Here is a 14,100-nt window from a genome sequence, read left to right as displayed (position 1 = left end):
GCGTGTGGGGCGACAGTCTCCGACTGCATCGTGGAACATAGCGTAGCGAGCGCCAGCCCGCTTACTCTCTCCCCTCCGGGGAGAGGGCCGGGGTGAGGGGCCGCCAAGCAATGCGCCACCCGGAACAGCCCCTCACCCAACCCTCTCCGCGGAGGGGAGAGGGCTTCTCGCCTCATAAACCTACCGCAGCTTCGCGATATTCAGCGAATCCTCCTTCGCCCGCACCTTCACCGACTCCTCGCTCCGTGTCAGCGCCTTGGCGATCGCCTTCAGCGCCATGCCCTTCTTGGCGAGCGTGTGCAGCTTCTGGATCTCGTCCTGCGTCCACGCCTGACGATGCCGCTCGAATTTCGCCTCAGCCATCATCCGTCATCCTTGTCGATCGCCAGCACCTCGATCGCATCCGCTTTGCCCGCAAACGCGACCGTCTCGCCGACGGCAGCCCCCATCAACGCACGCGCCAACGGCGCCGAGAACGCCAGCCGATCATCACCAGGCTCGGCCTCGTCACCACCGACGATCGAAATCACCCGCTCCGCCCCGTTCATCCGAACGCGAACCCGCGAGCCGATCCCGACCTCGTCCTCTTCCGGCGACGGTGCGATCTCGGCGGTCGTCTGACGCGTATGCCAGTACCGCAAATCCCGTAGCAGAAGCTTCCGCGCCTCCTCGTCCGTCTCCGCTGCAACCGCCGCCTCGATCTCCACGACCCGCTCGCCGATCAGCCGCAACCCACGCGCCGTGACCAGATCTGGCCCCGGCGCGATCGGCTGTTCGAACTTCGGTTCGAGATGTTCCTCGTCACTCTCGCGACGGAAGGCGACGCTCACAAGATCACTTCAGGCATGCGACGATCCCGGCGATCGCCGCCAGCGTGCCGTCGACGTTCTTGACCTTCACCACGTCGAGCCCAAGCTGCTCCGCCGGATAATCATTCCCGCCCGGGAAGATCGCGTCGCCGATGAACATCATCTTGTCGAGCGCGATGCCGCTCGCCTCGTTGAGCTTCTTCAGCCCATACGCCTTGTCGACACCCTCGCGCGTAATGTCGATCGAGGTCGCGCCGCCCATGTTGATCGACAACCCCGGCAGGCGCTTGCGCAAATCGGCCTGGATCACTTTCCGCTTGGCGAAATCCGGATCCCAGCTGTGCTTGGCATCGATCGGCGCTTCCTGACCCAAGGCAGAGAACGTGATCTGGCTGCCACGATCCTCGATCCGCTCGCCCCAGGTCTTCTCCGGCACGAAGCCGGTCGCCTCCAGAGACTCGTCGAACGCCTTCAGGATCTTCTGCTTCTCGTCCTCCTCGAACAACTCGGCATACACCGCGCGCCATTCGCCATCGAACCGGTACAGCTTCGTACCCGTCGTCGGCATCAGCCACAGCTTGGTACGATCCGCGCGCTCGGGCAGGCGCGACGCGACCTGCTTCTCGAACTGCGGCCAGTCGCCGCCCGAGATCACCGCGACATGCGCGACGTCGAGCAGGTTCGCCAGCGCCTCGCCCATCGGCTCCTGCAAGGGCTGCTTGCTCTCGGCCAGCGTTCCATCGAGGTCGAAGGCAACCAACTCTTTCATGCGGAAACTCCAGTAAGGATAAAATTGTCGATCGCGTGCGCGACGCCGTCGGCGTCGTTCGCGCTGGTAATCTGATGGACGACGTCGCGGACATTCTGCGGCGCGTTGCCCATCGCGATGGCGAGGCCCGCGCGCTTGAGCATCGCGATGTCGTTGGCCTGATCGCCGATCGCCGCGGTCTGCGTCAAGCTGATGCCGAACGCGTCCGCCAGTTCCTCGATCCCGCTGCCCTTGTTGCCGGCGACGGGCGTGATGTCGAGATAATAGGTCTGCGACTGGACGATCGTCGCCTTGGTGTCGAACTTCGCCGCAACCTTGGCATGCAGGTCGCGCAACAGATCCTCGTCATCGCTGACGAAGGTGACCTTGTCCGCCTTGGCCAGCAGATCGGAAAAGTCGGAAACGATCACCGGATCTCTGTGCCGACGCCTTACGCTCGCTGCCGACATGCCCGCCCTGATCGGTGCTGGCATACCAGACGTCGTCCGCGAAGAACCACGTATCCACGGGCGCATCGCCGACGATCTCCATAGCGCCCCGCACGACGTCCACGTCGATCATGTGATGCTCGATCACGGTGCCGTCGCGCTTGAACACGATCCCGCCGTTGAAAGCCCCCATCGGCTCGTCGATGCCCAGCAGTTCGGCGATCGGCATCATCCCCGAACGCGGCCGTGCGCTGATGATCGTGAAACCGAGGCCCGCCGCCTTCAGCCGCTCGACCGCATCGACGGTCGCGGGCGCGACCTTCTTCTCCTTGTCGACGAGCGTCCCGTCGACATCGGAGACGAGCAGCTTGATACCCGAACTCATGCCACCGCTCACTGGGGCATCTCGACATGGCCACCAAAGCCATAGCGCATCGCCGACAACAGCTTGTCGCCGAACGTATGGTCGACGCGGCTGCGATAGCGCGCATACAGCGCGGCGGTCAGCACGTTGGCGGGCACCTTCTCCTCCATCGCCGCATCTATCGTCCACTGGCCTTCGCCAGAATCCGCGACGCTGCCGCTGAACGCATCGAGCTTGCCGTCCTTTGCCAGCGCGATCGCCGACAGGTCGAGCAGCCATGACGAGATCACGCTGCCCCGGCGCCAGACTTCGGCGACGTCGGTCAGGTTAATATCGAAGCGCTCCTCCTCCGCGACATGCTCGCCCGACTTGCCCTTGAGGATGTCGAAGCCCTCGGCATAGGCCTGCATCAGGCCGTATTCGATGCCGTTATGCACCATCTTGACGAAGTGCCCGGCGCCCGATGGGCCTGCGTGGATATAGCCCTTCTCGGCGCGCGGATCGGCCTGGCCCTCGACGCGACCCGGCGTGCGGACGATGTCGCCCATGCCCGGTGCGAGCGTCTCGAAGATCGGATCGAGGTAATCGACCGTTTCCTTGTCGCCGCCGATCATCATGCAATAGCCGCGCTCCAGCCCCAGACGCCGCCGGACGTGCCGACGTCGACATAGTGGATGCCCTTCTCGGCCAGTTCCTTCGCGCGGCGGACGTCGTCCTTGTAGAAGCTGTTGCCGCCGTCGATGATGATGTCGCCGTCGTTCGCCTTCGCTGCGATCGCCTGGACGGTGCTCTCGGTTGGCTCGCCCGCGGGCACCATGACCCACCAGATCGCCGGCGTGTCGAGCTTGGCGCGCATGTCGTCGAGCGACTCCGCGCCGATCGCGCCATCGGCGGCGAGCTTCTTCACGGCCTCGGCGTCGCGGTCATAGGCGACGACCTCATGGCCGTTCTTCATCAACCGGCGCGCGATATTGCCGCCCATCCGGCCGAGGCCGATCAGTCCGATCTTCATGGTGAAATCCTTGTCTTCTCCCTCTCCCCTCCGGGGAGAGGGTCGGGGTGAGGGGCAGTTCCGGGCGGAGGCGCTCGTGGCAGCCCTCACCCCAACCCTCTCCCCGCAGGGGAGAGGAGCAGACGCTACGCCGTCGCGGGCTGCTTCTTCGCGATCGCGCCGAGCAGGTCGTCGAACGCCTTCACGAACGACGCGACGCCCTCTTCGACCAGCTTGCCGGTCACGCCGTTGAGATCGAGGCCAAGCCGCTCGGCTTCCGCCAGCGCATGCTTGGCCGCATCGACGTCCTGCGTGATCGTCTCCGCGGCAGTGCCGTGGTCGCGAAACGCGTCCATCGTCTTTGGCGGCATCGTGTTGACCGTATCCTTGCCGATCAGCGTGTCGATATACAGCGTATCGGGATAGCTCGGGTCCTTCACGCCGGTCGACGCCCACAACAGGCGCTGCGGCTGCGCACCCTTGGCCGCGAGCGCCTGCCAGCGGTCCGACTTCAGGAAATCGAGATACCATTGATACGCCATCTTGGCGTTGGCGATCGCGACCTTGCCGCGCACCGCCTTCAGCGCCTCGGCCTCGGCATCGCCCTTCTCAAGACGCGCATCGATCTCCTTGTCGATCGACGAATCGATCCGGCTGACGAAGAAGCTGGCGACGCTGGCGATCTTGTTGATCGGCTGCCCCTGCTTGACGCGCTCCTCGAGCCCCGCCGCATACGCCTCGGCGACGCGGATATACGCGTCGAGCGCGAACAGCAGCGTGACGTTGACGTTGATCCCGCTAGCGATCGTCGACGAGATCGCCGGACCGCCCGCGAGCGTCCCCGGGATCTTGATCATCAGGTTCGGCCGATCGACCGCAGCCCACAGCTTCTTGGCCTCGGCGATCGTCGCATCGGTATCGTCCGAAATGTACGGCGACACCTCCAGGCTGACGTAACCGTCCTTCGCGTCGAGCTTGTCGTAGACCGGCTTCAGCGTCTCCGCCGCAGCCTTGATGTCCTGGATGGCCAGATGCTCGTAACGGTCGATCGTCGCCGCGCCGGGGTTCTCCTTGTCGTACTTCGCCAGCGTCGAGATCATAGGCGTCGCCATGCCCCATCGCCTTTTCGAAGATCGACGGGTTCGACGTGACGCCGGTGAGGCCGTCCTCGTCGACCAGCTTCTGGAGACCACCGGCCTCCAGGAACTTCCGGTCGACGAAATCGAGCCAAACCGCCTGGCCGAAGCCTTCGAGATCGTTGAGCGCACCCATCACTTGGTCTCCATAACCTGGCGGGCGACCTTGACGACATTGTCGACGGTGAACCCGAACTTGTCCTGCAACTTGGCGAGCGGTGCCGAGGCCCCGAAGGTCGACATCGTCACGGTCGCGCCGTCGAGGCCGACATAGCGGTCCCAACCGATCGACCCGGCCATCTCGATCGCAACGCGTGCCCGCACTGCCTTCGGCAGCACGCTCTCTTTGTACGCGGCGTCCTGCAGTTCGTAGCGATACCAGCTCGGCATCGAGACGACCCGGCTCTTCACGCCGTCCGCCTTCAGCTTCTCGTGCGCGTCGACCGCGAGCGACACTTCGCTGCCGGTCGCGATCAGGATCACGTCGGGCGTGCCGTCACTGTCCGCGAGAATATAGCCGCCCTTCTCGAGCCCGTCGGCACTCGCGTACTTGGTCCGGTCGAGCGTCGGCAGCGCCTGTCGCGACATGATCAGCGCGGCTGGCGTGCTGGCATCCTTCAGGACTGCCTTCCAGGCAGCGACGACTTCGTTCGCGTCGCTCGGACGGATCGTGTCGAGGCCAGGGATCGCGCGCAGCGTGGCGAGATGCTCGATCGGCTGGTGCGTCGGACCATCCTCGCCGACGCCGATCGAGTCGTGCGTGAACACCCAGATCGCGCCGACTTCCATGATCGCCGACAGGCGCACCGGTGCGCGCATGTAATCGACGAACACCAGGAAGGTGGAGCCGTAGGAGCGCAGGTGCGACAGCGCCATGCCGTTGACGATCGCGCCCATGCCATGTTCGCGAATGCCGAAGTGGAAGTTCCGGCCGGCGTAGTTGTCGCCCTCGAACGATGGCTGGCCCTTGATGTCGGTCTTGGTCGACGGCGCCAGATCGGCCGAACCACCTATCAGCCACGGCACCTTCGCCGCGATCGCGTTGAGGACCTTGCCGCCGGAGTCGCGGCTTGCGACGCCCTTCGCATCCGCCTCGAAGGTCGGGATGTCGGCATCCCAGCCCTCGGGAAGCTCGTCCTTGAGTAGCAGATCAAGTTCGGCCGACAGCTCGGGATAGGCATCACGATACTTGTCGGTGAGCGCAACCCACTCGTCGCGCAGCTTGGCGCCACGCTCGGCGATCACGCCGTTGAAATGCTCGATCACGCCGTCGGGTACGTAGAACGACTTGTCCTCGGGCCAACCGTAAGCCTGCTTGGTGAGGCGGATATTCTCGTCGCCGAGCGGCTCGCCGTGCGCCTTCTCGCTGCCCGCCTTGGGGCTGCCGTAACCGATCACCGAATGCACGACGATGAAGGTCGGCTTGTCGGTGGTGGCCTTGAACGTCTCGATCGCGCGGGTCAGCGCGGCGGTGTCGTTGGCGTCGTCGACGTGGATGACGTTCCAGCCATACGCGTCGAACCGAAGCCCGACATCCTCGTCGAACGCGAGATCGGTCGCGCCTTCGATCGAGATATGGTTGCTGTCGTAGATCCAGCAGAGGTTGCTGAGCTTCAGATGCCCGGCAAGGCTCGCCGCCTCGGCCGAGACGCCCTCCATCATGTCGCCGTCGCCGCACAGCGTGTAGACGTCATGGTCGAACAGCGTGAAGCCGTCCTTGTTGTAACGCGCCGCAAGCCAGCGCTCGGCGATCGCCATGCCGACCGAGTTGCCGCAGCCCTGGCCGAGCGGACCCGTGGTGGTCTCGACGCCGGTGGTGTGGCGATATTCGGGGTGGCCGGGGGTCTTGGACGATAGCTGGCGGAACTGCTTGATGTCCTCGAGGCTGACCGCTTCCTTGCCGCTCTTCTCGCCGTCCGCGCCGATCTCTTCGATCTTGGCGAGGTGGATCAGCGCATAGAGCAGCATCGACGCATGGCCGACCGACAGCACGAAGCGGTCGCGGTTGGGCCAGTCGGCATGCTTGGGATCGTAACGCAGGAACTTCGACCAGAGCGTGTAGCCGACCGGTGCCAGCGCCATCGGTGTGCCGGGATGGCCCGAATTGGCCTTCTGCACCGCGTCCATCGACAGCGTGCGGATGGTATCGATCGCGAGACGCTCGGGGAGCCGTCCTCGTGCAGATTGGGGTCCGCCTTGGGGGCGGCGGTTGCGGTATCGGTCATGGAAAAGCCTCGCTCTGGACTGTGACCGAACGCCGCGCATCCGATCTGGTTGCCAAGATAGGGAGCCTTTAGGCGGATGCACCCGTCCGTTCCAGTCGCGTAACGACGCCATTCGTTGCAATATACGCGGCGGAAACCTCGTCGAGGAACAGCCCGTGGCCGAGAATGCCGGGGATTGCGGAGAGGGTGGCGGCAGTTGCGCGGGGGTCTTCGAGGCTGGCGAAGTGGCAATCAATAACGAGATTGCCTTGGTCCGTCCGGTAGTTGTCGCGGATGATGGGGGCGGCACCCATGTCGGTCAGCACGCGCATGACATACGCGTTGGCGAACGGCAGCACCTCGACCGGCAGCTTGGCCGCGCCGATCCGCTCGACCCGCTTGGAGCCGTCCGCGATCACGACCATCCGTGCCGAGCTTGCGGCGACGATCTTCTCCCGCAACATCGCCCCGCCCGCGCCCTTGATCGCGAAACAGCGCGAGTCGACCTCGTCCGCGCCGTCGATCGTGAGGTCGACGCGCGCGACGGTGGCGAAGTCGAGGATCTCGATGCCGACCTCGCGGGCGAGTTGCCGGACGCTTCGGAGGTGACGACCGCGCGGATGATGAGTCCCTCGGCGACCCGCTCGCCGAGCGCATGAATCGCGAACGCCGCGGTGGAGCCGGTGCCAAGTCCGACGAGCATCCCGGCATGAACTTCTTGCACGGCAGCGACTGCCGCCACCTTCTTGTCGTCATCGATCATCGCAACCGCCCGAAAACATCCGTCCGTCATCCTGACGAACGTCAGGACCCAGAGCCACAAACGATCCCCTCACGGCTCTGGGTCCTGACGTTCGTCAGGATGACGGAGGGCACGAAATCGGTCCGGATCACCACCGCCACCCCGGCGAAGGCCGGGGCCCAGTTGGAAAGGTCGCAGTAACGACGGACTGCGCTGCATCAGCAACGTCCCCCAACTGGGCCCCGGCCTCCGCCGGGTGGTAGCTATGGGCTCGGAGCGCTTCTCGTCTTGTTCTGCTGCGAAGGGGTTGCTCTCCCGCGAAGGCGGGAGTCCAGTCTGGGTCCCCGCCTTCGCGGGGAAACAATCTTGTTGGTCTGGCGGGCGTTTCACCCCGACCAGTCAAACAGGTTACTCTTTCTACCCTATTTCGCACACCCGCTTTTCAACTGACATACTTCTGGTACATCCTCGTGGTTTAGCCAAACCAACACCTGCCCCACCGATCGCGAGCGGATACCAAACTTGATAGCCACACGATTTTCGACGCGGCAGCGCGCCATCCTGCTCGTACCCGCGCTGGCGCTCGCTGCCTGTTCGGGCGGCGGCGAAAAGGCGCAAGGCAAGGGCAAGGGCGGCCAGCCCGGCCAGGGCACGCCGACCGTCGGCTATGTCGTCGTCCAGCCGACCAGCGTCGCGATGACCACCGAGCTCAGCGGCCGCACCGCCGCGTTCGAAAGCTCGGACGTCCGGCCCCAGGTGACCGGCATCATCCGCCGCCGCTTCTTCACCGAGGGTACGCTCGTCAAGAAGGGCCAGCCGCTCTACGAGATCGACCCGCGCCTCTACCGCGCGGCCACCAACGAAGCGCAGGCCAACCTCCAGAGCGCGCGCGCCAACCAGCAGGCGCAGAATATTCTCGCCCAGCGCTACAAGCCGCTCGCCGAGATGGAGGCGATCAGCAAGCAGGATTACACCAACGCGCTCGCCACCTCGCGCCAGGCGACGGCCTCGGTCGCGCAGACCCGCGCTGCGCTCGAAACCGCGCAGATCAACCTCAAGTTCACGACCGTCCCCGCGCCGATCACCGGGCGTATCGGCCGTTCGCTGTTCACGGTCGGCGCGCTCGTGTCCGCCACGCAGACCGATCCGCTCGCGCAGATCCAGCGACTCGATCCGATGTTCGTCGATATCCAGCAATCCTCCGGCGACCTGCTCGCGCTGCGCCGGTCGCTCGGCCGGAACGGCATCGTCGCGACCCGCGCCGAAGTCCGCCTCACGCTTGAGGACGGCAGCGAATATGGCGCGACCGGCACCGTCCAGTTCGCCGAGGCGCTCGTCAACACCGAGACCGGCACCGTGACGCTGCGCGCGCGCTTCCCCAATCCGCAGGGGCTGTTGCTGCCCGGCATGTTCGTCCAGGCTAAGTTCGCGCAGGCGATCAACCAGCGTGCCTTCCTCGTGCCGCAGGCGGGCGTGTCGCGCGACGCGAAGGGCAATGCGACGGTCTATGTCGTCGATGCGAACAACAAGGCGGTGCAGAAGAATATCAGGGCGGACCGCACGCAGGGCGCGTTCTGGGTGGTCACCGGCGGGCTCAACCCCGGCGACAAGATCATCACCCAGGGGCTATCGAAGATCGCCCCGAACCAAGACGTGAAGCCGGTCCCTGAAAACACCGCGCAAAAGATCGAAGCGCCCAAGGGTGACACCTCAGGCGGCCAATCCAGCCAGAAAAAGGCCGGCTAAGCCCTTATGTTGTCTCGTGTCTTCATCGATCGCCCGATCTTCGCCTGGGTGCTCGCGATCATCGTGATGCTTGGCGGCATCGGTGCGATCATGGCGCTGCCGATCGCGCAATATCCGGACGTCGCGCCGCCGCAGGTCTCGATCCGCGCCAGCTTCCCCGGCGCCAACGCACAGACGATCCAGAACAGCGTCACGCAGGTCGTCGAGCAATCGCTGACCGGATCGACGGGCTGATCTATTTCAGCTCGTCCTCGTCGTCGCGCGGCTCGGTGTCGATCACCGTGACGTTCGAAAAGGGCACCGATCCGGACATCGCGCAGGTCCAGGTCCAGAACCAGGTCCAGCAGACGATCTCCCGCCTGCCGCAACAGGTCCAGCAACAAGGCCTCGTCGTCCGCAAGTCGAACCCGGACAACCTCCTGATCGTCGGCGTCTATGACGAGACCGACAAGCTGACCAACCAGGACGTGTCCGACTATCTCGTCTCGAACCTGCAGGATCCGCTCGGCCGCATTCCCGGCATCGGCGACAGCAACGTGTTCGGCGCGCAGTACGCGATGCGGATCTGGCTGAACCCGAACAAGCTGGCGAGCTTCCAGCTGATCCCGAGCGACGTGACGACCGCGATCCAGGCGCAGAACACCGAGGTCGCCGCCGGCGAACTCGGCGGCCAGCCCCAGCCCGACACGCAGATGCTCAACGCGACCGTGACCGCGCAGTCGCGTCTCCAGACGCCCGAGCAGTTCGCCAACATCATCCTGAAGACCACCAACGACGGCGCCACCGTGAAGCTGCGCGACGTCGCCCGGATCGAGCTGGGCGCCGAGAACTACAACGCGCGCAGCCGCATCAACGCGCATCCCGGTGCCGGCATCGCGGTGCTGCTCGCGCCCGGCGCCGACGCGCTCAAGACCGCCGAGCTGGTCAAGGCCTATGTCGCCGACGCGTCTAAGCGCTTCCCGCCCGGGCTAAAATACGCCTATGCCAACGACACCACGAACTTCATCAAGCTGTCGATCGACGAGGTCGTCGAGACGCTGATCGAGGCGGTCATCCTCGTCGTCATCGTGATGTTCGTGTTCCTGCAAAGCTGGCGTGCGACGCTGATCCCGACGATCGCGGTCCCCGTCGTGCTGCTCGGCACGTTCGGTATCTTCTATCTCGCCGGATTCTCGATCAACACGTTGACGCTGTTCGGGCTCGTGCTCGCGATCGGGCTTCTCGTGGATGACGCGATCGTCGTGGTCGAGAATGTCGAACGCCTGATGGAAGAGAATCCCGAGATGACGCCTCGGGAGGCAACGATCGAGATCGATGAACGAGATCACCGTCGCGCTGGTCGCGATCGCGTTGGTGCTGTCGGCGGTGTTCCTGCCGATGGCGTTCTTCGGCGGCTCGACCGGCGTGATCTACCGCCAGTTCTCGCTGACGATGGTGTCGGCGATGGTGCTGTCGGTGCTGGTCGCGCTGATCCTCTCGCCCGCGCTCACCGCGACCCTGCTCAAGCAGAAAAAGAAGGACGCGGAGGGCAACCACGAGAAGAGCTGGGGCGAACGCAAATTCCCGAAGGTGTCGCATTTCTTCACGCGCGCCGGCGACAAGTTCAATTCGACGTTCGAGAAGGGCACGCAGAAATACACCCGTGGGGTGCAGTCGGTGATCGACCGCAAATGGCTGTTCCTGCTGATCTACGCGGGGACCGTGGCCTTGCTGGCGGTGCTGTTCCTGCGCCTTCCGACGGGCTTCCTGCCGACCGAGGACCAGGGTACCGGGATCGTCCAGTTCCAGCTTCCCGCCGGCGCCACGCAAGGCCGCACCTTCGCGCTGCAGAAGCAGATCGAGCAATACTACCTGACCAACGAGAAGGCGAACGTCGGCACGATGTTCACCGTCAGCGGCGGCGGCGGCGGCGGCGCGAGCGGCCAGAACACCGGCCAGGGCTTCATCTCGTTCGCGCCCTGGGACGAGCGCAAGGGCAAGGAAAACACCGCCGACGCGATCACCGGTCGCGCCTCGCAGGCGTTTGCCGGCTTCCGCGACGCGCAGGTCTATTCGCTCGTTCCGCCCGCGATCCGCGGCCTCGGTTCGTCGAACGGCTTCACGATGGAGTTGCAGAACAGCGGCAGCCTCACCCAGACCGAATTCAACGCCGCGCGCGACAAGCTGCTCGCGCTCGCCCGCGCCGATCCGTCGCTGACCGCGATCCGGCTCACCGAACTGCCCGACGTCGCGACGTTGCGCGTCGATGCGGATCAGCAGAAACTGTCCGCGCTCGGGCTGACGCAGGCGAACGTGAACTCGACGCTGTCGACCGCCTGGGGCGGGCAATATGTGAACGACTTCATCGACCGCGGCCGCGTGAAGCGCGTCTATGTCCAGGGCGACGCACAGTTCCGCGCACAGCCGTCCGATCTCAGCCAGTGGTTCGTGCGCGGTTCGAACGGCCAGATGGCGCCGTTCTCGTCCTTCGCCAAAACCAGCTGGGGCCAGGCGCCGACGACGCTGTCGCGCTTCAACGGCATCTCGTCCTACGAGATCCAGGGGCCGGCGCGCCGGGCGTCAGTTCGGGCGACGCGATGACCAGGATCGCCGAACTCGCCGGCCAGATTCCCGGCACGTCGATCGCATGGGCGGGGTTGTCCTATCAGGAGCGACTGTCCTCGGGTCAGGCGCCGATCCTCTACGGCCTGTCGCTGCTCGTGGTCTTCCTGTGCCTCGCCGCGCTCTACGAGAGCTGGACGATCCCGATCGCCGTGCTGCTCGTCATTCCGCTCGGCCTGGTCGGTGCGATTCTCGCGGTGACGCTGCGTGGCCTCATCAACGACGTCTATCTCCAGATCGGCCTGCTGACGACGATGGGGCTGGCGGCGAAGAACGCGATCCTGATGATCGAGTTCGCCGAGCAGGAAGAGAAGAAGGGCAAGCGCGTCATCGAGGCGGCGATGTCCGCGGCGAAGATTCGTCTGCGCCCGATCCTGATGACGTCGTTCGCGTTTATCCTCGGCGTGTTGCCGCTGGCGCTGTCGACCGGTGCGGGCGCGAACAGCCGCATCGCGATCGGCACCGCGGTGGTCGGCGGCATGCTGACCGCGACGATCCTCGCGATCTTCTACATCCCGCTGTTCTTCGTCCTCGTCCGCCGCGGCGCGCGCGACGGCATCGCCAAGCTGCGCGGTCGCCCGACCGGTCATCAGGGTGGCGAACATGACGGAAACGACGGCGATCACAATGAACCGTTGGGCCCGCCCGAACCACAGGGCCCCCACCGGCCGGAGCCCGCATGATGCGCTCGCTAGTCCTGATCCTCGCCGCGTCGACCGCGCTCGCCGGTTGCTCGTTCGCGCCCAAATACGCGCGGACCGAACTCCCCGTGCCGCCGTCGCTCCCGGTCGGCGACGCGTATCTGCGCCAGTCCGAGGCGACGCTGCCGGCAATCACCTACCGCGACGTGTTCCGCGATCCGCGGCTGCAACAGATCATCGTCCAGGCACTGGCGAACAATCGCGATCTCCGCGTCGCCGCGGCCAACATCGCCGCGACCCGCGCGCAGTACCGCATCCAGCGCGCCGACCTGTTGCCGCAGGTCGATGCCAGCGGCCGCTACACCTATTCGGGCGGCGGCAACGGCACCCGCAATACCGTCACGAGCGGCACGGGTGGCAACACCGGCACGGGTACGGGCGGAACCGGTACGGGCGGAACGGGTACGGGCACCGGTGGAACGGGGACCGGCACGGGCGGCGTCGGAACGGGCACCGGATCGGTGGTCAGTTCGTCCAGCTCGAACAGTGCCTTCTCGGTCGATCTCGGCACCACCGCGTTCGAACTCGACCTGTTCGGCCGGATCCGCTCGCTGACCGGCGCCGCGCTCGATCGCTATTTCTCGACCGAGGCCGCCGCCCGCGCGACCCGCCTCACGCTGGTCGGCGACATCGCCGACGCGTGGCTCACCTATGCCTCCGACCGCAGCCTGCTCAAGATCGCGCAGGATACCGTCGCCAGTTCGCAGCGCAGCGTCACGCTGACCAACGCGCGGCTGCGCGGCGGCGTCGCCCGCGCACCGATCTCCGGCAGGCGCAGCAGATCCTGTTCACCGCGCAGTCCGACCTCGCGCAGCAACGCACTGCGCTCGCGCAGGACGTGAACGCACTGCAATTGCTCGTCGGTGCGCCGGTCGACGCCGCGCTTCTGCCCGAGTCGATCGAGCAGGCGCTGCCGACCGTCGCCACGCTGCCGGCGGGGCTCGACAGCAGCATCCTCCTGCGACGTCCGGACGTCGTGCAGTCCGAGTATGAACTGCGCGCCACCAACGCCGAGATCGGCGCGGCGCGCGCGGAACTGTTCCCGCGGATCTCGCTGACCGGGATCCTCGGGTTCGCGAGCACGTCGCTGACCTCGCTGTTCAGCGGCGGCGCGTTCAATTATTCGGTCGCGCCCTCGGTCAGCTACCCGATCTTCCGCGCCGGTGCCGGGATCGCCGGGGTCGCCTATTCGAAGGCCCAACGCGACGCCGCGCTCGCAACCTACGAAAAGACGATCCAGACCGCTTTCCAGGAAACCGCCGACGCGCTCGCGCGCCAGGGCACGATCGCCGACCAGCTGAAGGCGAACCAGAACTTCTCGGCCGCGGCGCAGGACACGTACCGCCTCACCGACGCGCGTTATCGCGGCGGAATCGACACGTTCCTGAGCTCGCTCGACGCGCAACGCTCGCTCTACACCGCGCAACGCAATCTGGTGGCGACGCAGCTGGTCGGCGCCAGCAACCGCGTGACGCTGTACCGCGTGCTGGGTGGGGATTCGACGCTGGAAGCAACCGCAAACGGGCCGCAACCGGTGACGCAGAGCGGTGCGCCGCGCGCGGAAACGGACTGAACGCGCCCACCGTCATCCCGACGAAAGCTGGGGTGT

Annotated in this window: 7 protein-coding genes and 6 pseudogenes; 4 read left to right on the top strand and 9 right to left on the bottom strand. The window is 65.6% G+C overall.

Annotated elements, in window-relative coordinates; all coding sequences use genetic code 11:
• Nucleotides 1-180: 180 nt before the first annotated feature.
• The 9 genes and pseudogenes from AC0IX7_RS17855 to rpiA all read right to left on the bottom strand — a co-directional run bounded on the left by AC0IX7_RS17855 (nt 181) and on the right by rpiA (nt 7,464).
• Complete coding sequence (locus AC0IX7_RS17855; RefSeq protein ID WP_055881387.1) at nt 181-363, bottom strand: hypothetical protein; 183 nt, start codon at nt 361-363, stop codon at nt 181-183.
• Nucleotides 363-830 (bottom strand): GreA/GreB family elongation factor, encoded by a 468-nt coding sequence (locus tag AC0IX7_RS17850; protein WP_471813174.1) that lies wholly within the window; start codon nt 828-830, stop codon nt 363-365. Before AC0IX7_RS17850 ends, AC0IX7_RS17855 begins: the two co-directional genes overlap by 1 nt.
• Nucleotides 831-834: 4 nt before the next feature.
• Nucleotides 835-1,578 (bottom strand): HAD-IIB family hydrolase, encoded by a 744-nt coding sequence (locus AC0IX7_RS17845; protein WP_332742442.1) that lies wholly within the window; start codon nt 1,576-1,578, stop codon nt 835-837.
• Nucleotides 1,575-1,988, bottom strand: a complete 414-nt coding sequence (locus AC0IX7_RS17840; RefSeq protein WP_471813172.1) for an HAD hydrolase family protein — start codon at nt 1,986-1,988, stop codon at nt 1,575-1,577. Before AC0IX7_RS17840 ends, AC0IX7_RS17845 begins: the two co-directional genes overlap by 4 nt.
• Nucleotides 1,924-2,403, bottom strand: coding sequence for an HAD family hydrolase (locus AC0IX7_RS17835; protein ID WP_471813171.1), 480 nt, complete (start codon nt 2,401-2,403; stop codon nt 1,924-1,926). Before AC0IX7_RS17835 ends, AC0IX7_RS17840 begins: the two co-directional genes overlap by 65 nt.
• Nucleotides 2,400-3,382: pseudogene (gnd, locus tag AC0IX7_RS17830) on the bottom strand (phosphogluconate dehydrogenase (NAD(+)-dependent, decarboxylating)). The gene AC0IX7_RS17835 and the pseudogene gnd overlap by 4 nt, the downstream one beginning before the upstream one ends.
• Before the next feature lie 125 nt (nt 3,383-3,507).
• Nucleotides 3,508-4,633, bottom strand: a pseudogene (gene tal, locus AC0IX7_RS17825) (transaldolase).
• Nucleotides 4,633-6,722 (bottom strand): annotated as a pseudogene (tkt, locus tag AC0IX7_RS17820) (transketolase). The pseudogenes tal and tkt overlap by 1 nt, the downstream one beginning before the upstream one ends.
• Nucleotides 6,723-6,790: 68 nt before the next feature.
• Nucleotides 6,791-7,464, bottom strand: a pseudogene (rpiA, locus tag AC0IX7_RS17815) (ribose-5-phosphate isomerase RpiA).
• On the opposite strand from rpiA, the gene AC0IX7_RS17810 reads away from it, so the two are divergent.
• The 4 genes and pseudogenes from AC0IX7_RS17810 (at nt 7,357) to AC0IX7_RS17795 (ending at nt 14,064) form a co-directional block, all read left to right on the top strand.
• The gene (locus tag AC0IX7_RS17810) at nt 7,357-7,644 is read left to right on the top strand and encodes a hypothetical protein (RefSeq protein WP_471814001.1); all 288 of its coding nucleotides are present in this window, start codon (nt 7,357-7,359) and stop codon (nt 7,642-7,644) included. The pseudogene rpiA and the gene AC0IX7_RS17810 overlap by 108 nt on opposite strands.
• Nucleotides 7,645-7,968: 324 nt before the next feature.
• On the top strand, nt 7,969-9,189 hold the full coding sequence (locus tag AC0IX7_RS17805; RefSeq protein WP_471813941.1) for an efflux RND transporter periplasmic adaptor subunit: 1,221 nt from the start codon (nt 7,969-7,971) through the stop codon (nt 9,187-9,189).
• A 6-nt stretch (nt 9,190-9,195) separates the two neighbouring features.
• Nucleotides 9,196-12,473 (top strand): annotated as a pseudogene (locus tag AC0IX7_RS17800) (multidrug efflux RND transporter permease subunit).
• Nucleotides 12,470-14,064 (top strand): annotated as a pseudogene (locus AC0IX7_RS17795) (efflux transporter outer membrane subunit). Before AC0IX7_RS17800 ends, AC0IX7_RS17795 begins: the two co-directional pseudogenes overlap by 4 nt.
• Nucleotides 14,065-14,100 lie beyond the last annotated feature (36 nt).

It is taken from the genome of Sphingomonas sp. AC411 (genome assembly GCF_979253035.1).
Note: the sequence above shows the minus strand (reverse complement) of the source record. Positions and strands in the feature narration are given on the sequence as shown.